Here is a 26,248-nt window from a genome sequence, read left to right as displayed (position 1 = left end):
GATTCCTATAGTTTCATAATTAATAAAAACTTATCCTCAATTTAAAAATCTATGATATAAAAGTAAATAAAACTTAATCATTATTCATGCAAATGCTAAATGACTCCCCTACCTTACCCAAATTCAAAGATTTACTAACCAAAAAAATTCTCTTAGGTAACGAACCCAGTGCTGAGTTAATAGCAATTCTTACCATCTATTTTGTTCAAGGTATACTGACATTATCGCGTTTAGCTGTCAGCTTTTTTCTCAAAGATGAATTACTATTAGGTCCCGTGCAGATGTCAACAATTATGGGAATCTGTACTATACCTTGGATGATTAAGCCATTATATGGGTTTATTTCCGATAGTTTACCCATATTTGGTTATCATAGAAAACCTTACATAGTTATGTCAGGAATTCTGGGCTGTGCAGCTTGGGGATGTTTAGGAACAGTCGCTCATACCAGTACAACAGCCACAATTATGATTGTACTTTCTTCTGTCTCTGTGGCTATTAGTGATGTGATAGTTGATTCCATAGTAGTTGAAAGAGCCAGAAACGAATCAGAAGCCAAAATAGGTTCTTTACAATCTCTTTGTTGGGGTAGTTCAGCTATTGGTGCCTTATGTACAGCTTACCTTAGCGGGTTACTTTTAGAATATTTTACCACCCGTATAGTATTTTTAATAACAGCATTATTTCCTTTAATTATTTCATCTGTAGCTTGGTTAATTACTGAAAAACCTATTAATAAAGATCACAAAAAAAGCAACAACACAAAAGATCAACTACTAAAAATCCGCCAAGCAATTACTCAAAAAACAATTTGGTTGCCCACATTATTTATATTTATTTGGCACGCTACACCAAAAACTGAATCAGCATTCTTCTATTTCACAACTAATGAACTCCACTTTCAACCAGAATTTTTAGGACGAATTCGGTTAGTGACGAGTTTTGCTTCCCTAGTTGGAGTTTGGGCTTTCCAACGTTACTTTAAGCACATTCCCTTTAGAACTATGATTACTGCGGGTATTTTCCTATCCACAGCTTTAGGAATGACGAATTTATTATTAGTAACGCACACCAACAGAATGTTAGGCATAGATGATCATTGGTTTAGCTTAGGTGATAGTTTGATTATTACTGTGATTGGGCAAATTGTATTCATGCCCATATTAGTATTATCAACAAAGCTTTGCCCTCCCGGCATAGAAGCCACATTTTTTGCGTTAATCATGTCTGTATTTAATGTAGCAGGAACAGTTTCCTACGCATTAGGATCAATCATGATGAAATGGTTAGGAATCACAGAATATCAATTTGACTCCCTGTGGTTATTAATCATTCTCACTAGCTGTACTTCTCTGATACCCATATTTTTTGTTAAATTGCTACCAGATGATAGAATTGATAATGATGTACTTATTTAATAGATAAAAATCTCGAAGACAATTAGATTTATCTCTATATTTACATCCCTGGTTTTCTGAAAAAACTTACCATAGCCAAGAAAAAATGCAAATATTAGAACCTCAAGATCAGCAAAATCTCCAAAAATCCTACACTCTCAAAGATTGGCAAGGAGGATATGAATCTCTTCACCAGGAATTTGATTACTGGATTGATGATATAGAAGGAGAAATACCACCAGAATTGCAAGGAACATTATTTAGAAATGGACCTGGTTTACTAGATATTAATGGGCAAAAATTACATCATCCCTTTGACGGTGATGGCATGATTAGCCGCATTACATTTACCAATGGCCGCGCCCATTTTCGTAACCGCTTTGTTACCACAGCAGGTTATTTAGCAGAAAAAAAAGCGGGTAAAATTCTTTATCGTGGTGTTTTTGGTACACAAAAACCGGGCGGTTGGTTAGCTAATATGTTTGATTTCAAAATCAAACATATTGCTAATACTAATGTAATTTATTGGGGTAAAAAACTATTAGCACTATGGGAAGCATCCGAACCATATTTACTTAATCCGCACACTCTAGAAACATTAGGAAATGAATACTTTAACGGTGTTTTATCTAAAGGGGAAGCCTTTAGCGCCCACCCGCGAATTGATGCAAATGGTACATTAGTTAATTTCGCTATTACACCAGGACTATCAACTACAATTAACATATTTGAGTTAAATACCGACGGAGAAATCACCAATAAACAAAATCATAGCGTTGCTGGTTTTTGCTTCATTCATGATTTTGTGATTACAGAAAATTACTGTATTTTCTTCCAAAATCCTGTTAGTTTTCACCCCATACCTTTTGCTTTGGGAATATCTAGCGCCGCCCAATGTATTAAAGTCCAAAAAAATCAACCTACAAAAATCATCATTATTCCTCGCCAAAACCCAACTAAAAAAATCAAAGTTTTAGAAACTCAGGCAGGTTTTATTTTCCATCATGTTAATGCTTTTGAAGTGGGTAATGAAATTATCATTGATTCCATTTGCTATGAATCATTACCAGAAGTTGAACCCAATAGCGATTATCGAGAAACAGATTTTGATGCCAATTCTCCTGGCAAACTTTGGCGGTTTAATCTGAATTTACCAACCAATACAGTCGAAAATCATTTAATAGATGATCGATCTTGTGAATTTCCCACAATGCACCCTCATCATGTCGGTAAATCCTATCGTTATCTATACACGGCTGCGGCTCATAAATCAACGGGAAATGCTCCCCTACAAGCAATTTTCAAACTTGATTTAGAGTTACAACAAAGACAATTATGGAGTGCTGCACCAGCAGGTTTTATCGGTGAACCAATTTTTATTCCTCGTCCAAATTCCCAAACAGAAGATGATGGCTGGCTAATAGCCTTAGTTTATGATGCAGAACATCATCGTTCAGATGTGGTAATTTTAGATGCTGTAAATTTGGAAAAAGGTGAAATTGCAAGACTACACCTCAAACATCATATTCCCTATGGCTTACACGGGAGTTTTACACCTGAAACATTCATTTAATTAATATAGGTTGGGGAAAAGCTTCTGCGTCACCCAACCAAGTCATCAAAATTTCAGGTGTTGCTGATAGCCTGCGTGGCGTATCAGCCATATTGAGGTATAAAATTACCAAATTGAACCTTTAAAACTCTTACTCTTTGCGCCTCTGCGCCTCTGCGTGAGACTAAAATTCATATCCTTAATCAGCAACGCCAAAATTTAGATATTTTTATAGTTTATCTGCCCAAGCGTCTTACAGCATACAAATCGAAATAAAATTGTAACAGAAACTACAAAATTGACATCTTTTTCAAAAAAGAGGGTAAGCTAACCATATCAGTCCGGTTCACAAACATACGGTGATGAGGAGTAGGTATTATGGTGACAACGTCTCTCCCACTTATAGAAAATCATTCTCCAGCGCATATTTGTCCTTATGATCAAGCCTGTAGCTATTTAGAATGGGCTGCTAAAGAATTAAAATTAGATCAAGGTATCGTAGAAATACTCAGTCACCCTCGAAAAGTTGTCACAGTTTCCATTCCCATCAAAATGGATAATGGGGAAGTGCGGGTTTTTGCTGGACATCGGGTACAACATTCGGATATTTTAGGACCCTATAAAGGTGGTATTCGCTACCATGAAGCAGTGACATTACGAGAAGTATCCGCCCTAGCCATGCTCATGACTTGGAAATGTGCATTGTTAGGCATTCCCTACGGTGGTGGCAAAGGCGGAATTCCCATAGACCCCAAAAAGTTCAGTGTGGGGGAATTAGAACGGATTAGTCGTCGTTATATTAGTGAATTAATTAAAGACATTGGACCATCCGTAGATATACCCGCACCAGACATGGGAACATCAGCGCGGGAAATGGCATGGATGATGGATACTTACTCTGTCAATGTTGGTCATTCTGTCCCCGGAGTAGTTACAGGTAAACCCTTATCTATTGGTGGTTCCCTGGGACGAGAAATGGCGACTGGACGCGGTGTGATGATTATTGTTCGTGAAGCGATCGCCGATCACGGTAAATCCCTGGTAGGAGTCAGGGTAGCAATTCAAGGCTTCGGTAATGTAGGTGGGGCAGCCGCCGAATTGCTACACCAAGAAGGAGCAAAAATTATCGCTGTTTCCAGTGCTAGTGGGGGTATCTTTGCCGAAAATGGTCTTGATATTTCCGCTGTCAAAGCCTACGCTGCGGCAAACCATCGCAGTGTGGTGGGATTTCCCCAAGGAACACCCATTAGTAATGCAGACTTATTAACTTTACCTTGCGATGTCCTGATTCCTGCCGCTTTGGAAAACCAAATTACCGCAGAAAATGTCCATCAAATCAAAGCCCAATTTGTCGCAGAAGCGGCTAATGGTCCAGTGACTTTGGAAGCTAACCGCGTTCTAGAAGCCCAAGGTGTCACCGTGTTACCGGATATTTTAGCCAATGCTGGGGGTGTGGTGGTCAGTTATTTAGAATGGGTACAAGGTCTTTCCTACCTATTCTGGGACGAAGAACGAGTCAACCGGGAAATGGAACATTTGATGGTTCAGGCTTACCGCAAGGTGATTCATGAGTCGCAAGCACGGGGGGTAAATCTGCGATTAGCTGCTTATACTTTGGGTGTAGGTAGAGTCGCGCAAGCTTTGAATGATCGGGGTTTGTATCCTTAGTTGTATTTGCAATTTAGTTTAATTGGGGTGTGTTATGGCTTTAGCCTAACGCACCTTTTTTTTAATCCCTGTACATCATCTACATATATAATCATTTTGTATAAATACTGATTGTTGATTATGCTACAACGAGTAATTATCAAGGGCTTCAAGTCCATTAAGACAATGGATCTTGAGTTGCGTCCCTTAAACATATTGATTGGAGCTAATGGAGCAGGTAAGAGACTTCCAAGAAATAAATTATCCTAAGAAACGAACCACAGAGGCACAGAGTACACAGAGAGAGAATTTCTGCATCAGTTTTGGGACATTTTTTTATTTGGAAGTCTCTAAGAGCAATCTGATCTCCTTTTTCAAGATGCTGAATGAGATGATGGCCGAACGACTTCAAGAATATATCGGCATATCGGGTTATGCTCAATCCCTATTGCACTTTGGACCGAAGGTAACACTGCAAATAGAGGCACAACTAGAGTTCAAGATTGACAAAGGGGATATTATCTATAAAATCTGTCTAGTTCATGCGGCAGGGGATATTTTAACCCACATTCCGCACCCTGGGGTGTCACATAGTATTATCACTTGATTTTCTCTTGATTTCTGGATATAAATTATGCCTTGTCGGCATCATGTATCCGTTAATTCATTGAGATTCTGTATATAATACATCCTCATTTCATCATAAAAAACAGTAAAAACCGATTGTGACAGTTGAGGGTGCGGAAGATAGGTTTTAATCTTTGCTGAAGAAACAGGGACGCGAAACGGCTTACACCTACCTCAACCTTCAACCACTTACTCGTTAGGTGCAGGACATCAGGAAACAAAAATCAACAAAGCAGCACAAGAAGGTACGCCAACAATTGCCAACGCTATCAAACATTTGCTCAATGGCTGTTGTGTTTACCACTTTCACGATACGTCATCTACCGCGCGAGTTCGTCAATCCTGTTATATTGATGACAACCGCTCGCTGGTGTCTGATGCTGGAAATCTAGCCGCATTACTTCTGAGATTTCGTGAATATCATAATACAGCCTATCAGCGTATTATTAAAACGATCCGTTTAATTGCCCCATTTTTCGATGATTTTGTTCTTGAGCCTAGAGCGAATAATGTTATTCTCAACTGGCAGGGAAAAGACTCAGATCAAGTATTTGGTCCACACCAATTTTCGGACGGTACATTACGTGCTATCTGCCTGACTACGTTGCTTTTGCAGCCAGAAGAAGACCTCCCAGAACTAATAATTGTTGATGAACCGGAACTGGGTCTTCATCCCTACGCGCTCAATGTTGTAGCTGCGATGTTTGGTAAGGCCTCCTATCATACACAAATTCTCATCAGCACCCAATCTACTTCTTTTTTAGATAACTTTAATCCTGAAGATGTAATTACGGTAGATAGAGTAGGTAAGGAATCGCAATTTAAGCGGTTAAATCCTCAAGAATTAGAAACTTGGTTAGAAGAATATAGTTTAGGAGAAATTTGGGAAAAAAATATCATTGGTGGAGGTCCACACTAATGATACGACTCTATTTATTTGCAGAACGACCAACTGAACAAACATTTGCTGATAACATCTTGAAGCCACACCTTGCTCAATACGGTGTTTTTTTGGACAAGATTATGGCTATTAAAACTCGAATCATTGGGTAAATAAGGCATTGACACCCCCAACGTTAACGGGGGTAGATTTTTGTGTTCATGAAATGCGATCGCAGGATAAATTCTCATGAAATTCATTGAATCGTATAAAAGATAAAAGAGATAAAAGTAATGACTCAAAAGTATTACTGGCTGAATTTTGGATTTTTGATGACAACCTTTTTTCATCAGAAATTTACCTAAACAAAGACAAAAGCTCTCAAAAACATCAGTGTAATCAAGTAATCGTTTAAATTCATATTTAGTAAGTTACGAAACTTCCTTAACTACTTGCTGAAGAAGTCGCAAACTTTAATGGCAAAGATACTATATAACGGTATCCTGACTCCACCGAACCTTGAATAGAAATTTGTCCATGATGTAACTCGGCTAAAGTTTCTACTACCTGAGAACAAAATGACTCCCGACGTAAAAGTTGGCGTTTAGAAGCTAAATCATTCATTAATCCTAACCGAGATAAGCCCACCGCCGATTTGAACCAATGAAATTTTTGATCAATAAATCCTAAAATAGAAATTTCCACTTCTAGAAAGTGAGCAGCAGTTTGAGCAGCTTCTTCAAATACTGGAATCATTTCTGATTGTTGCAAACCCAGGTTCAATAATGCTTGTAGGCGTTGTTGTTCTTTTGTATTTACATAATTTCCATCATTTCGAGGAGTAAATAATTTATTGTTTGAATTTGCCATTGTGATTATTAGCCTAATAACTGCTTGATATGTAAATTTGCACAACCCCTAGAGGTTATTTCATCCCTATTTTCAAGCATTCCCAAATTTTTGACTACAATCAATAATGGAGAACAAAAAAAATTAACTAATAGTTGTTTTGCTCATCAATTCTACTCAACACAATACTTTTAGTTTAAGAAAATGTAGGTTGGGTTGACAAAGGAAACCCAACATTATTAAACTTAATTATTAAAATCCTTGTTGCGCTGTCGCTTAATCCAATCTAATTATATATAAAAAAATACAACCCTCTAACAAAGATTGTATCATTCTTGTGAATGAATTTAAGGCGTTGCTGAATCGAGGTATGAAATTTCCAAATTGAACCTTTAAAAATCTTGCCTTTGCGTCTTTGCGCCTTTGCGTGAGACTAAAATTCATACCCTTAATCAGCAATGCCAATTTAATTAGGGTGGGGAAACCCCACCCCTACAGATATTAGCGTTTCACCAATTTCTTAGACATCTTGCGAAGACGGATAGATTCAGGTGTAACTTCCACCAATTCATCTTGAGCAATGTATTCCAAAGCTCGTTCTAAATTCATGTCTACGGGTGTTTGTAACTGAGTCAGTTCTTCACCACCAGATGAGCGGTGGTTGGTTAACTGCTTAGTTTTACAAACGTTCAATTCCAAATCTTGGGGACGATTATGTTCACCAATAATCATACCTTTGTAAACTTTTGTTCCTTCACTGATAAAGAATGCACCTCTATCTTCACAATTCTTCATCGCGTAAGCAGTAGAAACACCTTCTTCAAAAGAGATAAGAACACCCTTATTCCGGGCTTCAATATCACCGCAAAGGGGGCGATAATCAAGGAAACTGTGGTTCATGATCCCTTCACCGCGAGTCATCCGCATGAATTCACCCCGGAAACCAATTAAACCACGGGCTGCCACAATAAACTCTAGTTGGGTGCGATCGCCTCCACCTGGCTGCATATCTTGCATTTCCGCTTTCCGTTGTCCTAAGCGTTCAATACAGCTACCAACTGCATCGGCGGGAACGTCTAAAGCTAGAAGTTCAAAAGGTTCGCAAGGTTGACCATTAACTGTGCGGTAAATTACTTGAGGTTGGGATACTTGGAACTCAAAACCTTCACGACGCATGGTTTCGATTAAGATACCCAGGTGTAATTCACCCCGACCAGAAACCAGGAATTTATCGGGAGAGTCGGTGTCTTCAACGCGCAAAGCTACGTTGGTTTCTAATTCGCGGTATAGGCGATCGCGGATTTGCCGAGATGTTACCAGTTTACCTTCTTGACCAGCAAAGGGCGAATCATTCACCCAGAAGGTCATTTGTAAAGTTGGTTCATCCACCTTAATTAAGGGTAGAGCCAGAGGTTCATTAGGATCTGTAATAGTTTCACCAATATAAGCATCAGCAAAACCAGCTACAGCCACAATATAACCTGCGGTAGCTTCCTCCATTTCTATCCGTTTTAAACCTTCAAATCCCATCAACTTGGTAACTTTGCCCTTGACAATGCTGCCATCTTCTACTACCAAAGCAGCTTGTTGTCCAGCGCGGATAGTTCCATTATGGATTTTACCAATGATAATCCGTCCTAAATATTCAGAATAATCTAGGGTAGTCACTTGCAATTGCAGAGGCTTGTTAGGATCTCCCACAGGTGCAGGTACGTGGCGAAGAATGGCATTAAATAGGGGCTGCATATCTACTGATTCTGCTTCTAAGCTTTCCTTAGCGAAACCAGCCATACCGGAAGCAAATAGATATTTAAAGTCGCATTGGTCTTCATCTGCACCTAATTCTAAGAACAGATCCAAGACCTTATCAACAGCAACGTGGGGGTCAGCTTGTCCCCGGTCAATCTTGTTAATAACAACGATAGGACGCAAACCTTTTTCCAAAGCCTTTTTCAACACAAAGCGGGTTTGGGGCATTGGACCTTCGTTGGCATCAACAATCAGAATACAACCGTCCACCATGCCGAGTACCCGTTCTACTTCTCCACCGAAGTCAGCGTGTCCAGGGGTATCAACGATATTAATCAGAGTGTCTTTGTAACGAACCGCTGTATTTTTAGAAAGAATTGTAATGCCTCGTTCCCTCTCCAAATCATTGGAGTCCATGACACAATCCGGAACGTCTTCGCCTTCGCGGAAAATGCCGGACTGTTTGAGGAGAGCGTCAACAAGGGTGGTTTTACCATGGTCAACGTGGGCGATAATGGCGACGTTACGAATTGGGAGCGTCATAGAGGGTTTCGGTAAACTTTAAGGTTTTTAGATTAAGAAGCTAATTTTCGGTCGTTTTAACAGAAGTGGAGATGATTTACCAAATCTGTAACGAACCTTTAATAATTCTACCTTAATTGTCACAAATATTGTTATTTTAATAATAAATATCAAGAGCATGGTTTAGGTTGAAGAATAGTTGTGAGGATTTTTCACAAGCAAACCTGCACTGACAGCGGCTATATTCAATTCTTTATCAGCAGATACAAAAGTTAATTGAGGTAAACCATTTGCAATGCAAAGGGTATTTATGGACTCAGCAGCAGCTAATTGAACTGCATCATAGCCGCGTAAACAATATTTTTCAGCTAATCTCATTCCTGAATTAATGATATTGTCTGTAATTTCTATCACTTGATATTCAGATTCGATATCATTTTTTAACTGATGGTAGACCATTGTAGCATCTTGAATATTAATACTTCCAGCCCGCGATCGCCTACTAATTGCCGCAGTAATCTCTACAGCAGTAATAGCAGCAATAAATACATCATTTTTTAACGTAGGATTGCACAAGCTAACAACCCAACCTGAACCTATTTCCGCAACGTAGCGTTTAACTAAGGCGCTGCTATCTAAAAAATAAACGGACATTTAGCGACGTTCCTCAATAATAGTTTGAGAAACAGGTTTTCCTTCTGCCTGAATAAGTTTTCTTTCATGTTGTTTACTGTCAGCAGGTTGTTTAATTTGTTTCACCAAACCAGAACTTAACAGTGCTTGATGAAAGTTTGTGATTTGATTAACTTGTGCTTTATCAGCTAGACATATTTGGATAGCTTGATTAAGTTGCTGTAGTTCATCTTGTTCTAAACTATCAAGCTGACTGAGAATTTCCTTGAGAATTGTTTGTGGCACAGGTTTTTAGTTTGTAGTCAAGTGTTTTCTACTATTTTAGACAGATAATAACCTGAAATTAGCACTTACAACTAAAATTGTGCCAAAATGAACTTATAGATTTATAAGTTTACAGGTTATGGCTTGGTTGTCAGGACAGCAATTACAAGATGGTAAATATACCATAGAAAAAGAATTAGGTTTAAGAGTGGTTGTTAGGATTTTCTACAAACAAACCTTCACTAACAGCGGACTAGCTGAGATTAATATATAAAGTTTGTTGTTTAAATAGAGACTAAATTTATGGATTTGACAAAACTAAAGTGGACTAAAAATATAAATCATCAGGGTGATGATAAATATTGGGCTTATCACGATATTGATTCGGACTTAAAAATTTTTCGGTTAAATTGGAAAACAGAACAAGAAAAGAATGCCCTTAAACCAGAGGAAAGTGAACTCATTCTTTTAAGACAGCGTGCCAAAGTGACCCATATTGTTAAACTTCTGAACAGGACTTTGTATAAAGAGCCTGATGGTGGAGAATTTGGTATCTCTCGTCTAGTTCAAATAGTTTGGATAGCAGATTTTTCGAGTGTACCTCCAGAACAAGACATGGTGTTTGATTATCAGGTTCATCTTCAAGGGGGTAAAGTGATGAAATTAGAAACGCCTACATTCAACCAACATTGGGGAAGACGAGGAGGATTAGTAGGATTTCAAAATCATGTTCTAAAAACCCTTAAATTAGAATGCACGTAGTAATCTGTGAATATGCCAGTTGTGTAAGTCTTGTTAGTAATACTACCACTAACGCCGAAATACCTGTTTAACTAAATAATACCCTGATCCCCGACTTCTCGAAGAAGTCGGGGATCTATAACCTCTAACTAAAAATGCTATCAGAAAGATTTACCCAAGCGCTTACCTACGCCCATGAACTCCACGCCACGCAAAAACGCAAAGCTGGTGATATTCCCTATATTACCCATTTACTAGGAGTAGCCAGCATAGCCTTAGAATATGGTGCTAATGAAGATGAAGCGATCGCTGCCCTATTACATGATGCCATAGAAGACCAAGGTGGAGCAGCCACCAGAGCAGAAATTCGTCGGCGATTTGGGGATCATGTCACTGCTATTGTTGATGGTTGTACAGACACAGACACCACACCTAAACCCCCTTGGAAACCCCGGAAACAAGCCTATATTGCCCATATTTCCACCGCTTCCCCAGAAGTATTGCTAGTTTCTGCCGCTGACAAACTCCATAACGTCCGTTCAATTCTCAAAGATTATCGGATGATTGGTGATGCAGTTTGGGAACGGTTTCAAGGTGGCAAAGAAGGCACACTTTGGTATTATCGTTCCCTAGCAAATGCTTTCCAAAAACATCAAATTACGCCCTTAGTGGCAGAACTAGAAAGAGTAGTTTCCGAATTAGAAATTTTAGCTGCATACAAAAAATGAAGAACGAAAACTTTCATCCTTCATTATTTACAGCATATTGCAGGTTACAGGAAGTACAAAGTTATCATGCTTTTACTCCTTCTTTCTTCTTTCTTCCTCCTGACTCCTGACTCCTTTTTTCTTCCTTTAGGAAGATAGTTATTGGTTGATTAACGGAATAAACTACTGAGTGAGCTATCCTCATGAATCCGCCAAATTGCTTCTCCCAGGAGATTAGCGACAGAAAGCGTCACCAATTGCGGAAACTGATTAGCCTCTGGGATGGGAATAGTATTAGTGACTATAACTTCCTCAAAGACCCCACTAGACAATCGCTCAATTGCCGGTGGGGAAAATACAGCATGAGTAGCACAGGCATATACCTGACTTGCACCTTCTTGACGTAGTAACTTAGCCCCTGCCGCAATCGTACCGCCAGTATCAATCATGTCATCCACCAATATGGCAGTTTTGCCTCTCACATCACCAATCACATTTAAAACCTCGGCGACATTATGAGCCTGACGACGTTTATCAATAATTGCCAATGGTGCATCATTCAATTTTTTCGCAAATGCCCTAGCCCGTGCTACCCCACCCACATCAGGAGAAACAACCACAATATCCTGTAATCCTTTGCTAATGAGATAATCTAGGATAACTGGTGAACCATAGACATGATCAAAGGGGATATCGAAATAGCCTTGAATTTGGGCTGCGTGCAAATCCATCGCTAGAACGCGGTTAGCACCTGCTTCAGTAATCAAATTAGCAACTAACTTCGCAGTAATTGACTCTCTGCCGGCTGTTTTTCTGTCAGCGCGAGCATAACCATAGTAAGGAATTACTGCTGTAATCTGGCGTGCAGATGCTCGACGACAGGCATCAATCATAATGAGTAATTCCATCAAATGATCATTGACGGGTTGACAACTGGGCTGGATTAAATAGACATCACAACCCCGAATTGATTCTTGGATTTGAACATAAAGTTCTCCGTCCGCAAATCTTTTGCGAATCATTGGCCCCAAGTCCATACCTAGATAACGAGCAACTTCTTGCGACAGTGCTATATTGGCAGAACCGGAAAAAAGCCGCAGACGATTATTGTCAGGTAGTCCCGTTGCTATTGACTGAATTGGTAAAGTGGCAGAACTTAGCACAGCAGATCCTCGAAGTGCATTCATAGAAATATCATCAGAGATTGAGCAAATTTCGCCGAAATTGAGTAAACAAATAATATTGATCTTCCAGTTAGCTCTGGGGTGTTACAACACCTATGATTAAATAGCACCAAACGTGCAAACAATTATTTTATGATACTTATTACCAATTAATAACCCAGTTAACTGAAGATTAAATATTAATTTTAATAAATCCCCAGACCTGGAAAAATTTGCCGTGAACTAAACCGCTTGATTTATAAGAAGATAGGCTCAAAACCCCGGAATTTATCCCTAAAAATCCCCAAAATTTTTAGGTATCAATGTCTTGTAAGTCGGGGATGAAAGCTGTAAGAGGGGATTTATCCCCCAGTGATAAGTTGATTATATTTGATGTTATCATCTTCTCAATAGACAGGAAAGGTAATCAACCTGTATAAAAACGCTACCATATTGAACACATCCTGACTTAAGGCAGAACGTAAGAATAGAATAATGCAAGACTTATTTCCAGTATACACTTCCTTGCAGGCGGGGTGACTGAGGAAAATTACGGAAGCTACAATTGAGACATATTGTGTCACGTTGTGGATGGATGATGCTTTTACTAAGTTCTAGCTCAGTTGCTATTATATTCAATTAATAGATCATGCAATCACCGATTACAGTTGGTACTATCCTACAAAATCGTTACCACATAATTCACATTATTGGACAGGGGGGATTTGGTAGAACCTATCTAGCAGAAGACCAAAGACGCTTTAATGAACTTTGTGTTCTGAAAGAATTAATTGCCCCAATCACAGAAACATCCCATGGGCAAAAAGCACAGGAGTTATTTGAACGAGAAGCTGCAACATTGTATCAAATTGAACATTCGCAAATCCCCAAATTTCGAGAAAAATTTGCCCAAAACGAAAAGTTATTTTTGGTACAGGATTTTGTGGCTGGTAAGACTTACCGCAATTTGCTCAAAGAACGTCAAGACCTGGGAAAAACCTTTAATGAGGCCGATGTACTGCATTTATTAAGAACTTTATTACCTGTTCTTAGTTATATTCATGGAAAGGGAATTATTCATCGAGATATATCTCCAGAAAATATAATTTTACGGGAAAATGATTTTCTGCCTGTGTTAATTGATTTTGGAGTGGTTAAGGAGTTAGCCACAAAATTACAATCATCAAGTGCTACATCAGTAACAACTGTAGGTAAGTTAGGTTATGCGCCTAGCGAACAAATGCAGACGGGCAGGGCATATCCTAGTAGTGATTTGTATGCGTTAGCTGTGACTTCTATAGTTTTATTGACTGGGAAAGAACCCGCAGATTTATTTGATGAGCAGCAACTAACCTGGAATTGGCAAAAATGGGCAACGGTGAAACCAGAATTTGCTCAGGTTTTACAGCGAATGTTGAGTTATCTACCTGGGGAACGCTATCAAAGTGCGGCTGATGTTACTCAGGCACTGCTGAACATAGGCTATAGTAGTCAACCTCCAGCTAATTTATCTTCTTTACAAACTATTGCTATTGGTCACCGTCCTGAACCTATATCGAAAGCATCTGAAAAGCCGCAACCTTCAGTAGATTCTGGGCAAAGTAGCTCTATTTTGGATAATGGTTGGGCGTTGGGGGGTATCGGCTTTGTTGTAATTATTTTAGCAGGTTTTGGTTCTTGGAATCTAGTAAGTTCACTTAAAAATAAGCCTCGTTCATCGGCAGAAACGATGACAACGCCACAATCTTTTCCTTCTCCAGTTATTCCTAGTGGGATCACATTAACACCAACTCCAACACCGATTAATAGCGAACCTGTGATTAATCGCCAACGGCTGAAATTAGACAGGTCTAATATGGCGAGAGTTGAGGGAACACTGCGGGAAAATGAATTAGTTCAATATAGTTTGCAAGGTAAGATTGGGGAAAAGTTAGTTGTATCTGTAAATGAAAACAGTGGTGTTATTCTGACGATTTTAACTGCTGATGGTGAAGTCGTGAATACTCAAGATCAACAATCTACATCTTATGAGGGAATATTAGCGAATGATGGCAAATATATTATTCAATTAGGTTTGTCCGGGGGTGTGGCAGAGGTTAATTATAGTTTGAATGTGGCTTTAGAAACGCCAACACCAACGGTAACACCAACGCCAACGGCAACACCAACGCCAACGGTAACACCAACACCAACGGCAACGCCAACGGTAACACCAACACCAACGACAACACCAACGGTAACGGCAACACCAACGGTAACACCAACGGCAACGCCAACGGTAACACCAACACCAACGGTAACACCAACGCCAACGGCAACACCAACGCCAACGTCAACACCAGGGTTTAATGGGACTAATTAGGGCTAAATTAGGAAAGGAAGCAAATTAAGTTGTCATTTTTAACGGAAAACGTTGTTGAATACTTTATTGATTACGGGAACTGATACGGATGCTGGTAAAACTGTGGTGACGGCAGCTTTAGCGGCTTATTGGCAAAAATATTATCCTCAGCGCAGTTTGGGGATTATGAAGCCAATTCAATCGGGGGTGGGTGATAGGGAACTGTACCAAAGTCTGTTTAATTTGGAACAGTCGGCGGAGGAAATTACACCTTTGTATTTTCAAGCGCCTTTAGCACCTCCAATTGCGGCTGCGAAGGAAAATCGTCAAGTTGATTTGGCGATCGCTTGGCGAACTTTGTTATCTTTACAAAAACAGCGTGATTTTGTGTTGGTCGAATCTTTGGGGGGTTTAGGTTCACCAGTTACCAATGAGTTGACTGTGGCTGATTTGGCGGGTGAATGGCGATTGAAAACTATTTTGGTTGTGCCGGTGAGGTTGGGGGCGATCGCTAGTGCTGTGGCTAATGTAGCATTAGCTAGGCAAACTAAAATCAATCTGCGGGGGATTATTCTCAATTGTACCCAACCTCGCACTGAGGAAGAAATTGCTGATTTAACGCCACCAGATTTAATTCGATCATTAACAAATATTCCCGTTTTAGGTTGTGTTCCCTACCTAGAAAATCCTAGAGATTTGGAAAAACTTGCCGAAGTGGCTGCGGCTTTGGACTGGGAAATATATTGTAGGGAATAGGGAACAGGGAATAGGGAACAGGGAACAGGGAAGAAATATAAATCTAATCACTAATTTTTAATTGATAAATATGGTTTCTACATTTCCTCTGGCTTCAACAGTAAATCTCAAAAATGTCCGGTTAGAAATTCGGGCTTTACAACCACAATTAGTGGAGTGGAGAAGACAGATCCACCAAAAACCAGAATTAGGTTTTCAGGAAAAAATTACCGCCGAATTTATTGCCCAAAAATTGCAAAATTGGGGAATTGTCCATCAAGCCGGAATTGCTCAAACGGGAATTGTCGCTATTATTAAAGGTGAAAAACCTGGGAATGGCAAAGTGTTAGCAATTCGGGCGGATATGGACGCTTTACCTATTCAAGAACAGAATCAAGTTCCCTATTGTTCTCAACATGATGGAGTCATGCACGCTTGTGGACATGATGGACATACAGCGATCGCTCTCGGTACAGCCTATTACCTCAATCAACACCGAAAAGACTTTAGCGGCACTGTCAAAATTATCTTCCAACCCGCAGAAGAAGGTCCCGGTGGAGCAAAACCAATGATTGCAGCAGGTGTACTTAAAAACCCTGATGTTGATGCCATTATCGGTTTACACTTATGGAATAATCTGCCATTGGGAACTGTAGGAGTCCGGGCTGGGGCATTAATGGCTGCTGTCGAATTGTTCCGTTGCACCATTTTCGGTAAAGGTGGACATGGGGCAATTCCTCATCAAACAGTGGATTCTGTGGTGGTAGCAGCGCAAATAGTCAATGCTTTACAAACAATAGTTTCCCGTAATGTGAACCCCATTGATTCGGCTGTAGTCACAGTGGGAGAACTCCACGCCGGCACAGCAGTTAATGTGATTGCTGATACCGCGAGAATGGGGGGAACAGTGAGATATTTTAATCCTGATTTGGCAGGTTTTTTTAAAGAACGCATTCAACAAATTATTGCGGGAATTTGCCAAAGTCATGGTGCAAGTTATGACTTAGATTATATTCATCTTTATCCACCAGTTATCAATGATACGGGAATTGCAGCGTTAGTGCATTCAGTAGCAGAAGAAGTCGTAGAAACCCCTATTGGTATCGTTCCCGAATGTCAAACAATGGGTGGGGAAGATATGTCATTTTTTCTGCAAGAAGTTCCCGGTTGTTACTTTTTTCTTGGTTCTGCAAATCCAGAGAAAAAATTAGATTACCCTCATCATCATCCCCAATTTGATTTTGATGAAACAGCTTTACCAATGGGTGTGGAAATGTTTGTCCGCTGTCTGGAAAAGTTCTTTGTTGAATAGTTTATTATGAAGTACAAGAACCCCACCCCCAACCCCCTCCCCGCAAGCGATGAGGGGGCTACAATGCACTATAATTGTAAAACCTCTGTAGTAGGGGTTTACGGCGTAAACCCCCGCGAGTGAGAAACTAAGAGGGTGGTCCCTCATGGTGTATCAAATATTTTTAGATCCCCCTAAATCCCCCTTAAAAAGGGGGACTTTGAGGAATTTAGCCCCCCTTTGTAAGGGGGGTTGGGGGGATCTCGATTAATTCTGATACTTTTCAACCATCCTCTAAGCAATTTTGGGTTTTTGTAAATGCCAATTAGTTGATTGTTCATAGGCATAAGCTACTTGGAAAAGTTGCTCTTCTCCTAACACTTTACCAACTATTTGTAGTCCAATTGGTAGACCTTTACTATCAAAACCGCAAGGTAAACTGATTCCTGGTAAACCAGCTAAATTCGCGGGAATAGTCATTAAATCATTTAAATACATACTCAAAGGATCGGTAGTTTTTTCTCCGGCTCGAAATGCGGTAGTTGGTGCAGTTGGAGAAATTAACACATCTACTGATTGAAAAGCTTTTTCAAAATCTTTTTTAATGAGAGTGCGGACTTTTTGGGCTTTCAAATAGTAAGCATCATAATAACCAGCGGAAAGGGCATAAGTACCAATCATAATCCGGCGTTTGACTTCCGCCCCAAATCCCTGAGAACGAGTTCGGGTATACATTGATAAAAGATTGTCTGCATCAGGGGAACGCAAACCATATTTAACGCCATCGTAACGCGCCAAGTTAGCTGATGCTTCTGAAGGGGCGATAATGTAGTAAGTTGGTAAACCATAGCGGAAACTGGGACAGGAAATCGGATGAATTTCCGCACCTAGTTCTTGAAGTTGTTCAATGGCTTTGGTGACAGCGGCTTGTACTTCTGAATCCAACCCTTCACCAAAGGTTTCTGTAATGACACCAATTCTAAGTTTTTTCCGAAGTTTGAGATCCGGTTTTAAACTAGCTGCATAGTCAGGAACTTTGATTTTGAGACTGGTAGAGTCTTGCGGATCATAGCCAGCGATCGCACTCAACAATATTGCTGTATCTTCTACACTGCGTCCAAATGGTCCGATTTGGTCGAGAGACGAAGCATAAGCCACTAAACCATAACGGGAAACTAACCCATAAGTCGGTTTCATGCCCACCACACCGCAGAAGGAAGCAGGTTGCCGAATTGAACCCCCTGTATCCGAACCCAGGGAAACCACGCATTCATCGGCTGCTACGGCTGCTGCTGAACCACCAGAAGAACCACCAGGAACACGGGATAAATCCCAAGGATTAGCGGTAACTTGATAAGCGGAGTTTTCTGTAGAACTCCCCATTGCGAATTCATCTAAGTTGGTTTTACCTACCATCACACCCCCAGCATCAGCTAGTTTTTGGGTGACGGTGGATTCGTAAGGTGGCACGAAATTTTCCAAAATCCGGGAAGCGCAGGTAGTGACAATCCCTTTTGTACACAAATTGTCTTTAATGCCGATGGGAATCCCCGCTAAGATGCCAATTTCTTCTCCAGCAGCGACTTTTGCATCCACAGCTTGAGCTTGTTTTAAGGCTTGTTCTGTCGTGACAGTGAGGAAACTGTGCAGTTTGGGTTCTAACTCTTGAATCCGATTTAATGCTTCTTGGGTAATTTCAACGGCAGAACGTTCTTTACTAATTATCTGTTCGTGCAACTCGCGGATGGATGCCATAATTGTTCTCTTTATGATTCAAGTCATTGATTTTAGCATTTACAGGGCTGGGGTTTGGGGAATTTTCGATTGTGTAAGGGATTTATACGAATAGAGTTTGCGTTGTTTGTAGGGGTAAGATTAGTGATATCTTGGTATAAGAAAAATTTTCCATCAAAATGTAACAAAACTTTGTCTGCTAAGGTTCAGTATCAAGTAACTTTAAGTATATTACAGGAATATAAGGTATATAAAATTGCATGGAAAAAACTTTGTATCTAGCAGAAAGTTACTCAAAATCAGCTTTAATGAATCGAGCAGCGCATTATCGAGCCGCTAAAATAGCAAACCAAAGACATATTTTTCTTGGCGCTCCTGCAACACTCATCAGTACAATTGTAGGAACTGCAATATTTTCAAGTTTGAATGGCAATCCTGATAATTCTATCAAAATCTTTACGGGGTTAATTTCACTTCTTGGTGCTGGTTTATCAGCTTTACAAACATTTTTTAAGTTTTCTGAACTAGCTGAGAAACATCGAATTGCTGGAGCTAATTATGGAGATGTTAAAAGAAAATTAGACTTGTTTTCGCTCAAATATGAATTAAGTGAACATCCTCCTGAATCGGAAGCTGTTGCCGAGCTTTCTCAACTTGCTGAAGCCTTGTCTCGTCTAGCACAAGAAAGTCCTGACATTCCAGATGCTGCTTATCGTAAAGCGATAGAGATGGAAACATCCCGAAACAATCAAAAGAAAAGCAGTCAATGAATATAGTATTAACAGATTTGTTTGAAGAACCAATTGGTAAACTTTTAAGAGAAAGCGAAAATCTGAAATTTACTTGTTTTTAATTCTGATGCTGAGAGGATTACCCAATGGATACCTTAGATAATTATCGCCGGATTATTAAAGAAGTGTTAATACCTTATACACAAATTCCTTATTCCTATGGAGTGATTGAATGTAAAACAGTTTTTGATGATGAAAATGATAGCTATTTATTAATAACTCTTGGTTGGCATGATCATAAAAGAATTCATGGTTGTTTGGTGCATCTTGATATTATTGATGGCAAAATCTGGGTGCAAAGAGATGATACTGAAGATGGTGTTACTTATGAATTAGAAGCAGCGGGAATTCCTAAAGATAAAATTGTTTTAGGTTTTCATCCGCAAAATGTTAGGCAATATACGGGATATGCTATTATTTAATTGGCTTTGGCAAGGAAAAGAAGTTTTATTCAATTCTATCTAACCACTGTTTTGGATTGCGTTTTGCATGGAAGCAAGCAAATACAAAAACAGTATCTTGGTCAAAAACATAGAGAATTATGTAAGGAAATCGGCGAATTAATACTCTTCTTACCTGTTTGTAGGTAACTTGGTAAGCAAGAGGTTGTCTTCCAATTCCAGACAAACAAGCATCAACAGCACGAACAAATTCTGAACCTAAACCTGGATTTTGAGATTCGTACCACTCAAAAGCATTTTGGATATCGTATTCTGCTTCTGGCTGAATAATTAGGTTATAGTTCATTGGGAGAATCCTAACCGTTTTTTAACTTCTTCCCAACTAGAACCATTTGTAGGGTTTTTTTTGTAATTTTCTAACCGTCGATCTAATTCTTGTTGTTGTGCTGGACTCAAGGGTAATTCCTCTTGCTGTTCTAAGATGCTGTCCCATAAATCTTCAGCAAGTTGGATACGTTCTGCAATGCTGAGTTCAGAAATGTCAAATTTTAAGAGAGGATGGAGACTCATGATTGGAAAGTTAGGGTTGAGCTTTTATCTATTTTATAACATTGGTACATTTGAATGGTGTTGGAAGATGTATTATATTAGTTTCAGCACTTAGTAAACAGAGTAGAGTCTATCTCATGGTGTTTTCATCCTTGGTCTGATACTGATTATAGCAGGTATATATTCTATGTTCACAGGTAAATCTGTTAATGGTTTTTTAGCTAAACATCTAAAATAGAATAAACTCAACTATACAATCACAATTATGTTCTACAAAATTCCATTACTGCTTACACCTCAACCAGAAGGAGGGTTCACCGTAACTTCTCCACTATTGCCAGAATTGATAACCGAGGGGGACTCTATGGATGAGGTTTTAGCCAATGTTAGAGATGCCTTTGAAGCAGTTCTGGAAACATATCAAGATTTAGGTAAAGAACTTCCCCTTAACCTACAATCTGTAGACCAAAACTCACCAGCTTTAATAGAAACAATTATCTCCATCAGATGAACTATAGAGAAGTTGCAAAGAAATTATCTAGACTTGGATGTGAAGAAATCCCCAGACGTGGTGGAGGTTCACATAGAAAGTGGTTTAATCCAATTACTCAGAAAGCAACTGTAATTCCTGATTGGAGTGGCCGCGATTTAAAACTAGGAACGTTACGCACAGCCATAAAACAACTAGGAATTGAGTGGGCTGACTTTGAAGAAGTATAACAAATTATAGCGACAAATTCTTCCATTTCTGTGGCACTTCAAGAATATTTGCAACTACACAAACCGGATCAAATTACTCAACAATAGATGCTGTATATGCCGATGAAGATAGTAGTATTGATCAATTATTTGTAAGTCTACAAAGTCACTCTCTCAAATACAAATCATGAATATTAATGCCTCTATTATTGATCAACGTTTAGGCTCAGTAACTAATGTCATTCGACAACGGGCTGCTGAAGAATTAAATATTAATGATGCTGGCAAACTTAAATCTTTGGCATTTGTATATTTTTGTGTGCAAACAATTCTAGATTTAGAAGACTCTAATACCTTTGATTGTTTAACAGAAGGTGGTGGAGATTTTGGTGTGGATGCCATGCACATTTCTGAAGAATATGATGGTGAGTTTACAGTTAGTTTATTTCAGGTAAAGTATGTAAATAATCTAGAAGGTAAGACTAATTTTCCTGAAAATGGCATCACGGCTCTCATTAATGCGATTCGATTTTTGTTTGATCCCACTGCAAAATTAGAGCATATTAATCAACGCTTACTTGCCAAAGTAGAAGAAGCCCGCAGTTTAATTCGGGATGGATATATTCCCCAGGTGCGGGCATTAGGTTGTAATAATGGCATAAAATGGAATGACTCTTCTCAAGAAGCAATTGATCGATCTGGATTCGGTGATCAGGTGACATGGGAACACATTAATCATGAACATCTGATCAAAATTCTGCAAGCTTCTAAACCAGTTAAAGATACTTTACAACTAAGTGGCAAAGCTGTAGTTGAAGATATGAATTTCAGTCGGGTACTTGTGGGCAGAATTTCTATAACTGAAATTGCGGCTTTGATTGAGCGACACGGAGAACGCTTGTTAGAACGTAATATCCGCCGTTATTTAGGGCTGCAAGGCAACCGGGTCAACGAGGGTATTCGGGATACTTTAAATAGCGATGAAAAAAACAATTTCTATTTTTATAATAATGGCATCACTTTAACTTGCGACAGTTTTTCCTATAACGCGCTGCAAAATGGTGATTATCAGGTACGAGTTGAGAACCTGCAAATTATTAATGGTGGTCAAACTTGTATGACCATTTTTAAAACTCTTCAAGACCCAAATTTCTGCCAACAAAATACTCAAGCTTATGTTTTAGTTCGGCTTTATCAATTACCTACTGATAATGATGATTTAGTCCAAAAAATTACTTATGCTACTAATAGTCAGAACCCTGTGGATTTGCGTGACCTTCGAGCTAATGATAATCTACAGCGGCGGCTGGAAATGGATATCCAACAGTTGGGATTTAATTATCGCCGTAAACGCTCTGATACAGGCACTAGATCCACAGATATTACTTCGGGTGTAGCGGCTGAGGCGATACTGGCGGTTTGGCGACAAAAGCCTCATCAAGCTAAGTTTTTCACTCGTGAGCATTTTGGTAAACTGTATAATGTAATTTTTACTGAGCAGCTTAATGGCGCACAAGTCGTCATAGCTGTACAGTTGTATAGAATTGCCGAAACCCTACGTAAACGTCCGTATCCCCATGATCCTGCTTGTGTCCGTTATGCTTCGTGCTTTATTGCTATGCAAATGGGGAAAAGACTTCTCAAAAAAATGAATCTACAAATGAAGGAAATTAACCACCGTAATTTTAAGGATGCAAATCAGTTGATTAATCAAAATTGGGATAATTATTTCAATGATTCAGTCGGAGATGTTCAAGAGGCACTTCAAGCACTTTACGGAAACCAGGAAATTTCTTTACAACAACTTTCTGCCACTTTCCGACGTGGTGATTTAATAGAGAAACTTCAGCAGATGGAAATTCATTAAATCTATTCTTATGAATGACAAACTCCAGACCGAAAAAGATAAGCTCCAGACAAGCACTAATATAGTGATAAATCAAGAAACAGAGAAGGAAGAGGTTCTCTGTCCCCATTGTCTACGCACTGCTACAAATGGTATTAAATGTAAAGGTATCTGTGTGGCTGATAATGGCTATTAAGATGTAAATAAACAAATTTGGCAAAGCTAAGTGATATGGTTAAAATAATTTCTCGTACTTATGTCGGTCAAGCCAATGTTTATGATATTGGTGTGGAAAATGACCATAATTTCGTCATTAAAAATGGTTTTATTGCTGCCAATTGTTTTAATAAATCTCACTCTACAGCTTACGCTTATGTAACTTATCAAACGTCATATTTAAAAGCAAATTATCCATTGGAATATATGGCGGCGTTGTTAACCGCTAATAGTGGGGATACAGACAAGGTGCGGAAGTATCTTGATAATTGCTCTAATATGGGGATTGTGATTGATGCACCGGATGTGAATCGCTCTGGTTTAGATTTTACGCCGGTGGATGGGAAGATTTTATTTGGATTTTCGGCGGTGCGAAATGTGGGACAAAATGCGATCGCCTCAATTTTAGAAGCTAGGGAAGAATCAGGAGAATTAGTCCCATTTAAATCTTTGGCGGATTTTTGCGATCGCGTGGATTTACGTGCCATGAATCGCCGCACTTTAGAATCACTCATTAACTGCGGTGCTTTTGACAAAATTCAAGCTAATCGCAACCAATTAATTCATGATTTAGAATTAGTTTATGAGTGGGCGCAATCCCGCGCTAGAGACAAAGCTAGTGGACAGGGTAATATATTTGATTTATTAGGAGGGGGATTGGCAGGGAATAATCATCAACCCCAGAAAAATGCCTATGAATCTGCACCAAAAGCTCCCCCTGTCAATGATTTACCACCTCAAGAAAAACTCCGAATGGAAAAAGAATTATTAGGATTTTATCTCTCAGATCATCCTCTTAAATCTATCAGACAATCATCTTCAGTCCTTGCACCTATTAACTTAGCACAATTGGCAGAACAAAAAGATGATTCTATTCTTTGTGCGGTAGTAATGTTGAATAATGTCAAAAAGGTTGTCACCAAAAAAGGTGATTCTATGGCAATTCTGCAAGTTGAAGATTTATCTGCTGCCTCGGAAGCGGTGGTTTTTCCTAAAACCTATGAACGCATTAGTTCTTTACTCGAAGTTGATGCCAGATTGATTATTTGGGGTAAGATAGATCGCCGCGACGATCAAGTTCAATTTATTCTGGAAGATGCGGAAACTGTCGAAACTGTAAAAATGATTTTAGTGGAACTGAGTCCACAACAAGCAGGAACAATTGAAGAACAACATCGTTTGAATACAATTCTCAAAGCACAAGCAGGGGATAAAGATAAATCCAGAATACCTGTCATTGGTGTTGTTCAGGCTGGAGATCACCGAGAAATTGTCCGCTTTGGAAGACAGTTTTGGGTACAAGATTCGGGAACAGCAGTCCAAGCATTACAAAATGGCAGATTCCCGGCTCATATTAAACAACTAACCAGCGGCTAAACCATAATACCCGTAGGGGCGCAGGGCCTGCGCCCTCTTCTCATATTGCGCCCTCTTTCCATATTGCGCCCTCTTTCCATATTCCATATTGCGCTCTTCCATATTGCGCCCTTCCATATTGCGCCCTTCCATATTGCGCCCTTCCCATATATGATGTATATAATTTTAAATTAAGAGGGCTTACACCGTAAGCCCCTACGAGATTAACAATTATTGATTTGGTTATATGAAGTTCGATCCCGAAAAACATCACCGGCGTTCAATTCGGCTTCCTAATTACAATTATGGTCAAGCTGGTGCTTATTTTGTCACAATATGTACTTATAAAAAACAATGTTGGTTTGGTGATATTAAACGGGGGGAAATGCAACTAAATCTAATTGGTCAAATAGTCGTTCAAGAATGGTTAAAATCATCAGCAATTCGCCAAGAGATTGAATTAGATGAATGGGTTTTAATGCCTAATCATTTACATGGAATTGTTTGGATTCAGGATCAAGATCAGGGAAGGTGCGATCGCATTGAGGAATTAAACCATGAGGATTTACGCAATAAGGAGTTAAACCAAGAGGGCTTACGCCGTAAGCCCCTACGGTCTGGTTCGCTCGGTTCTTTTATTAATGGGTTTAAATCCTCTGTGACTCGGCGCGTTAATTTAATTCGTTATCATTCTGATCTGCCTTTTTGGCAACGTAATTATTATGAATCTATAATTAGGGACGAAACACATTTAAGTAATATTAAAGAATATATTGGGAATAATCCTCAAAACTGGGAGGATGATGCAGAAAATCCCCACAATAGTTCAGAATGGCAGAAAATGCTGATAGATGTGCAGTTTTAACAAAAAACATATTTCAAGTATTTGCAAAATTTGATGATTTATTTGCAGATTTAAGAGTTATTATTTTTAACAAAGATAAAATAAAAACTTTCATAAACCAAATTAATGTGGTGTATTATCCCCAAGTTTGTATTTCTGACCCTAGCTGTCCGATTCATTTAGTTGGCAAAACAGGACAAGCTGTAGAGATTTCTATTCATACTCCCAGTCCATATATCTGTGCCAACTGCGAACAGATATTACCCGATTGGAAACAACAACAGTTTTTGTGGGTGGTGGTTGTCTTGCAGCAATCACAATATCCGTTAGAAGAAATGACTATAGAAACAGAACAAGAAAAAGAGAAACTGCGAGAAAAATTTATGCGTTTTGGTTGCGATGTGGCATTTAATTTGCGCGATCGCGGATATTTAACAGACCTCATAGATCCCCGCACAGGTTATCCATTACTATCTCATTCTGGCCTAGTTCCCCATGATGACACAGCAGTAGCCCAAGCCTTACTTAAATATCCCGCCATTCAAAATAAATGCCATGTCCTTGTCCATCCCCAATGGGGAACCGCCGTTTATCCCAGTGTCATGCTTTCAGAAGCACCTCCAGAAATAATTGAGTCAGTCACTAAAGCGATCGCACCAATGCACGGATGGATACAGGTGTAAAGAGGCAGAGGGGTTGGGGGAGTTGGGGGAG

General features: G+C 39.3%; 28 protein-coding genes and 1 pseudogene. 21 read left to right on the top strand and 8 right to left on the bottom strand.

Annotated elements, in window-relative coordinates:
* Positions 1 to 92: 92 nt before the first annotated feature.
* The 6 genes from AN486_RS14085 to AN486_RS14060 all read left to right on the top strand — a co-directional run bounded on the left by AN486_RS14085 (position 93) and on the right by AN486_RS14060 (position 6,276).
* On the top strand, positions 93 to 1,418 hold the full coding sequence (locus tag AN486_RS14085) for a folate/biopterin family MFS transporter (RefSeq protein ID WP_053541279.1): 1,326 nt from the start codon (positions 93 to 95) through the stop codon (positions 1,416 to 1,418).
* Positions 1,419 to 1,503: 85 nt separating this feature from the next.
* Positions 1,504 to 2,970: a carotenoid oxygenase family protein gene (locus AN486_RS14080; protein WP_290601166.1), complete on the top strand. Its 1,467-nt coding sequence runs from the start codon at positions 1,504 to 1,506 to the stop codon at positions 2,968 to 2,970.
* Positions 2,971 to 3,327: 357 nt separating this feature from the next.
* On the top strand, positions 3,328 to 4,617 hold the full coding sequence (locus tag AN486_RS14075) for a Glu/Leu/Phe/Val dehydrogenase (RefSeq protein WP_290601164.1): 1,290 nt from the start codon (positions 3,328 to 3,330) through the stop codon (positions 4,615 to 4,617).
* A gap of 370 nt (positions 4,618 to 4,987) precedes the next feature.
* A complete protein-coding gene (locus AN486_RS14070; RefSeq protein ID WP_290601162.1) occupies positions 4,988 to 5,203 on the top strand; it encodes a hypothetical protein in 216 nt (71 codons plus the stop codon).
* A 390-nt stretch (positions 5,204 to 5,593) separates the two neighbouring features.
* Entirely contained in the window at positions 5,594 to 6,142 is a 549-nt protein-coding gene (locus AN486_RS14065; RefSeq protein WP_290601160.1) for an AAA family ATPase, read from the top strand.
* A complete protein-coding gene (locus AN486_RS14060) occupies positions 6,142 to 6,276 on the top strand; it encodes a hypothetical protein (protein ID WP_290601158.1) in 135 nt (44 codons plus the stop codon). Before AN486_RS14065 ends, AN486_RS14060 begins: the two co-directional genes overlap by 1 nt.
* A 382-nt stretch (positions 6,277 to 6,658) precedes the next feature.
* On the opposite strand, the pseudogene AN486_RS14055 reads toward AN486_RS14060, so the two are convergent.
* The 4 genes and pseudogenes from AN486_RS14055 to AN486_RS14040 all read right to left on the bottom strand — a co-directional run.
* Positions 6,659 to 6,973: pseudogene (locus AN486_RS14055) on the bottom strand (histidine kinase); the annotation flags it as partial.
* 480 nt (positions 6,974 to 7,453) lie between these two features.
* Positions 7,454 to 9,244: a translational GTPase TypA gene (gene typA / locus AN486_RS14050; RefSeq protein ID WP_039204906.1), complete on the bottom strand. Its 1,791-nt coding sequence runs from the start codon at positions 9,242 to 9,244 to the stop codon at positions 7,454 to 7,456.
* Positions 9,245 to 9,406: 162 nt separating this feature from the next.
* Positions 9,407 to 9,877 carry a type II toxin-antitoxin system VapC family toxin gene (locus AN486_RS14045; protein ID WP_053539289.1) on the bottom strand — a complete coding sequence of 157 codons (471 nt, stop codon included), beginning with the start codon at positions 9,875 to 9,877 and terminating at the stop codon, positions 9,407 to 9,409.
* The gene (locus AN486_RS14040) at positions 9,878 to 10,141 is read right to left on the bottom strand and encodes a hypothetical protein (RefSeq protein ID WP_053539288.1); all 264 of its coding nucleotides are present in this window, start codon (positions 10,139 to 10,141) and stop codon (positions 9,878 to 9,880) included.
* Positions 10,142 to 10,259: 118 nt separating this feature from the next.
* Here AN486_RS14040 and AN486_RS14035 point away from each other — a divergent pair, with 118 nt between their 5' ends.
* The 3 genes from AN486_RS14035 to AN486_RS14025 all read left to right on the top strand — a co-directional run bounded on the left by AN486_RS14035 (position 10,260) and on the right by AN486_RS14025 (position 11,589).
* Positions 10,260 to 10,394: a hypothetical protein gene (locus tag AN486_RS14035; RefSeq protein ID WP_257720870.1), complete on the top strand. Its 135-nt coding sequence runs from the start codon at positions 10,260 to 10,262 to the stop codon at positions 10,392 to 10,394.
* A gap of 29 nt (positions 10,395 to 10,423) precedes the next feature.
* On the top strand, positions 10,424 to 10,882 hold the full coding sequence (locus AN486_RS14030) for a hypothetical protein (protein ID WP_053539287.1): 459 nt from the start codon (positions 10,424 to 10,426) through the stop codon (positions 10,880 to 10,882).
* A gap of 134 nt (positions 10,883 to 11,016) precedes the next feature.
* A complete protein-coding gene (locus tag AN486_RS14025; RefSeq protein ID WP_290601154.1) occupies positions 11,017 to 11,589 on the top strand; it encodes an HD domain-containing protein in 573 nt (190 codons plus the stop codon).
* 149 nt (positions 11,590 to 11,738) lie between these two features.
* On the opposite strand, the gene AN486_RS14020 is transcribed toward AN486_RS14025, so the two are convergent.
* The gene (locus AN486_RS14020; RefSeq protein ID WP_039204898.1) at positions 11,739 to 12,755 is read right to left on the bottom strand and encodes a ribose-phosphate pyrophosphokinase; all 1,017 of its coding nucleotides are present in this window, start codon (positions 12,753 to 12,755) and stop codon (positions 11,739 to 11,741) included.
* Between the two features lie 625 nt (positions 12,756 to 13,380).
* On the opposite strand from AN486_RS14020, the gene AN486_RS14015 reads away from it, so the two are divergent.
* From AN486_RS14015 to AN486_RS14005, 3 genes are all read left to right on the top strand, one after another.
* A complete protein-coding gene (locus AN486_RS14015; protein ID WP_290601151.1) occupies positions 13,381 to 15,093 on the top strand; it encodes a serine/threonine-protein kinase in 1,713 nt (570 codons plus the stop codon).
* Positions 15,094 to 15,147: 54 nt separating this feature from the next.
* Positions 15,148 to 15,828 (top strand): dethiobiotin synthase, encoded by a 681-nt coding sequence (bioD, locus tag AN486_RS14010; protein ID WP_290601149.1) that lies wholly within the window; start codon positions 15,148 to 15,150, stop codon positions 15,826 to 15,828.
* Between the two features lie 70 nt (positions 15,829 to 15,898).
* On the top strand, positions 15,899 to 17,119 hold the full coding sequence (locus tag AN486_RS14005; RefSeq protein ID WP_290601147.1) for a M20 family metallopeptidase: 1,221 nt from the start codon (positions 15,899 to 15,901) through the stop codon (positions 17,117 to 17,119).
* A 273-nt stretch (positions 17,120 to 17,392) separates the two neighbouring features.
* Here the strand turns inward: AN486_RS14005 and gatA are convergent, their stop codons facing one another.
* The gene (gatA, locus tag AN486_RS14000; protein WP_290601145.1) at positions 17,393 to 18,853 is read right to left on the bottom strand and encodes an Asp-tRNA(Asn)/Glu-tRNA(Gln) amidotransferase subunit GatA; all 1,461 of its coding nucleotides are present in this window, start codon (positions 18,851 to 18,853) and stop codon (positions 17,393 to 17,395) included.
* 239 nt (positions 18,854 to 19,092) lie between these two features.
* Here gatA and AN486_RS13995 point away from each other — a divergent pair, with 239 nt between their 5' ends.
* Both AN486_RS13995 and AN486_RS13990 read left to right on the top strand, forming a co-directional pair.
* Positions 19,093 to 19,602: an SLATT domain-containing protein gene (locus tag AN486_RS13995; protein WP_290601144.1), complete on the top strand. Its 510-nt coding sequence runs from the start codon at positions 19,093 to 19,095 to the stop codon at positions 19,600 to 19,602.
* Between the two features lie 107 nt (positions 19,603 to 19,709).
* Positions 19,710 to 20,045, top strand: coding sequence for a XisI protein (locus tag AN486_RS13990; protein WP_290601143.1), 336 nt, complete (start codon positions 19,710 to 19,712; stop codon positions 20,043 to 20,045).
* A gap of 25 nt (positions 20,046 to 20,070) precedes the next feature.
* On the opposite strand, the gene AN486_RS13985 is transcribed toward AN486_RS13990, so the two are convergent.
* Positions 20,071 to 20,370, bottom strand: coding sequence for a type II toxin-antitoxin system RelE/ParE family toxin (locus tag AN486_RS13985; protein ID WP_053539280.1), 300 nt, complete (start codon positions 20,368 to 20,370; stop codon positions 20,071 to 20,073).
* Positions 20,367 to 20,594 (bottom strand): addiction module protein, encoded by a 228-nt coding sequence (locus AN486_RS13980; protein ID WP_053539279.1) that lies wholly within the window; start codon positions 20,592 to 20,594, stop codon positions 20,367 to 20,369. Before AN486_RS13980 ends, AN486_RS13985 begins: the two co-directional genes overlap by 4 nt.
* Before the next feature lie 244 nt (positions 20,595 to 20,838).
* On the opposite strand from AN486_RS13980, the gene AN486_RS13975 reads away from it, so the two are divergent.
* The 7 genes from AN486_RS13975 to AN486_RS13945 all read left to right on the top strand — a co-directional run bounded on the left by AN486_RS13975 (position 20,839) and on the right by AN486_RS13945 (position 26,217).
* The gene (locus tag AN486_RS13975; RefSeq protein WP_015078469.1) at positions 20,839 to 21,084 is read left to right on the top strand and encodes a type II toxin-antitoxin system HicB family antitoxin; all 246 of its coding nucleotides are present in this window, start codon (positions 20,839 to 20,841) and stop codon (positions 21,082 to 21,084) included.
* Positions 21,081 to 21,293: a type II toxin-antitoxin system HicA family toxin gene (locus AN486_RS13970; RefSeq protein ID WP_290601142.1), complete on the top strand. Its 213-nt coding sequence runs from the start codon at positions 21,081 to 21,083 to the stop codon at positions 21,291 to 21,293. The genes AN486_RS13975 and AN486_RS13970 overlap by 4 nt, the downstream gene beginning before the upstream one ends.
* A gap of 166 nt (positions 21,294 to 21,459) precedes the next feature.
* Positions 21,460 to 23,139, top strand: a complete 1,680-nt coding sequence (locus AN486_RS13965; protein ID WP_290601141.1) for an AIPR family protein — start codon at positions 21,460 to 21,462, stop codon at positions 23,137 to 23,139.
* A 10-nt stretch (positions 23,140 to 23,149) separates the two neighbouring features.
* A complete protein-coding gene (locus AN486_RS13960) occupies positions 23,150 to 23,314 on the top strand; it encodes a hypothetical protein (protein ID WP_168637066.1) in 165 nt (54 codons plus the stop codon).
* 35 nt (positions 23,315 to 23,349) lie between these two features.
* Entirely contained in the window at positions 23,350 to 24,711 is a 1,362-nt protein-coding gene (locus AN486_RS13955) for an OB-fold nucleic acid binding domain-containing protein (RefSeq protein ID WP_290601140.1), read from the top strand.
* 226 nt (positions 24,712 to 24,937) lie between these two features.
* The gene (locus AN486_RS13950; RefSeq protein WP_053539274.1) at positions 24,938 to 25,555 is read left to right on the top strand and encodes a transposase; all 618 of its coding nucleotides are present in this window, start codon (positions 24,938 to 24,940) and stop codon (positions 25,553 to 25,555) included.
* 107 nt (positions 25,556 to 25,662) lie between these two features.
* Positions 25,663 to 26,217 carry a methylmalonic aciduria and homocystinuria type D protein gene (locus tag AN486_RS13945; RefSeq protein ID WP_027403832.1) on the top strand — a complete coding sequence of 185 codons (555 nt, stop codon included), beginning with the start codon at positions 25,663 to 25,665 and terminating at the stop codon, positions 26,215 to 26,217.
* Positions 26,218 to 26,248 lie beyond the last annotated feature (31 nt).

Source organism: Anabaena sp. AL93, from assembly GCF_001672085.1.
Taxonomy (GTDB): Bacteria; Cyanobacteriota; Cyanobacteriia; order Cyanobacteriales; family Nostocaceae; genus Dolichospermum; species Dolichospermum heterosporum.
Note: the sequence above shows the minus strand (reverse complement) of the source record. Positions and strands in the feature narration are given on the sequence as shown.

Coding starts and splice junctions, on each gene's coding strand:
- AN486_RS14075 (WP_290601164.1), top strand. CDS start 3,328: ATGGTGACAACGTCTCTCCCACTTATAGAAAATCATTCTCCAGCGCAT.
- typA (WP_039204906.1), bottom strand. CDS start 9,244: ATGACGCTCCCAATTCGTAACGTCGCCATTATCGCCCACGTTGACCAT.
- AN486_RS13950 (WP_053539274.1), top strand. CDS start 24,938: ATGAAGTTCGATCCCGAAAAACATCACCGGCGTTCAATTCGGCTTCCT.
- AN486_RS14070 (WP_290601162.1), top strand. CDS start 4,988: ATGATGGCCGAACGACTTCAAGAATATATCGGCATATCGGGTTATGCT.
- AN486_RS14060 (WP_290601158.1), top strand. CDS start 6,142: ATGATACGACTCTATTTATTTGCAGAACGACCAACTGAACAAACATTT.
- AN486_RS14045 (WP_053539289.1), bottom strand. CDS start 9,877: ATGTCCGTTTATTTTTTAGATAGCAGCGCCTTAGTTAAACGCTACGTT.
- AN486_RS14085 (WP_053541279.1), top strand. CDS start 93: ATGCTAAATGACTCCCCTACCTTACCCAAATTCAAAGATTTACTAACC.
- AN486_RS13965 (WP_290601141.1), top strand. CDS start 21,460: ATGAATATTAATGCCTCTATTATTGATCAACGTTTAGGCTCAGTAACT.
- AN486_RS13990 (WP_290601143.1), top strand. CDS start 19,710: ATGGATACCTTAGATAATTATCGCCGGATTATTAAAGAAGTGTTAATA.
- AN486_RS14035 (WP_257720870.1), top strand. CDS start 10,260: ATGGCTTGGTTGTCAGGACAGCAATTACAAGATGGTAAATATACCATA.
- AN486_RS14005 (WP_290601147.1), top strand. CDS start 15,899: ATGGTTTCTACATTTCCTCTGGCTTCAACAGTAAATCTCAAAAATGTC.
- AN486_RS14025 (WP_290601154.1), top strand. CDS start 11,017: ATGCTATCAGAAAGATTTACCCAAGCGCTTACCTACGCCCATGAACTC.
- AN486_RS14080 (WP_290601166.1), top strand. CDS start 1,504: ATGCAAATATTAGAACCTCAAGATCAGCAAAATCTCCAAAAATCCTAC.
- AN486_RS13980 (WP_053539279.1), bottom strand. CDS start 20,594: ATGAGTCTCCATCCTCTCTTAAAATTTGACATTTCTGAACTCAGCATT.
- AN486_RS14020 (WP_039204898.1), bottom strand. CDS start 12,755: ATGAATGCACTTCGAGGATCTGCTGTGCTAAGTTCTGCCACTTTACCA.
- AN486_RS13995 (WP_290601144.1), top strand. CDS start 19,093: ATGGAAAAAACTTTGTATCTAGCAGAAAGTTACTCAAAATCAGCTTTA.
- AN486_RS13985 (WP_053539280.1), bottom strand. CDS start 20,370: ATGAACTATAACCTAATTATTCAGCCAGAAGCAGAATACGATATCCAA.
- AN486_RS13970 (WP_290601142.1), top strand. CDS start 21,081: ATGAACTATAGAGAAGTTGCAAAGAAATTATCTAGACTTGGATGTGAA.
- AN486_RS14030 (WP_053539287.1), top strand. CDS start 10,424: ATGGATTTGACAAAACTAAAGTGGACTAAAAATATAAATCATCAGGGT.
- AN486_RS13960 (WP_168637066.1), top strand. CDS start 23,150: ATGAATGACAAACTCCAGACCGAAAAAGATAAGCTCCAGACAAGCACT.
- AN486_RS13975 (WP_015078469.1), top strand. CDS start 20,839: ATGTTCTACAAAATTCCATTACTGCTTACACCTCAACCAGAAGGAGGG.
- AN486_RS13955 (WP_290601140.1), top strand. CDS start 23,350: ATGGTTAAAATAATTTCTCGTACTTATGTCGGTCAAGCCAATGTTTAT.
- gatA (WP_290601145.1), bottom strand. CDS start 18,853: ATGGCATCCATCCGCGAGTTGCACGAACAGATAATTAGTAAAGAACGT.
- AN486_RS14015 (WP_290601151.1), top strand. CDS start 13,381: ATGCAATCACCGATTACAGTTGGTACTATCCTACAAAATCGTTACCAC.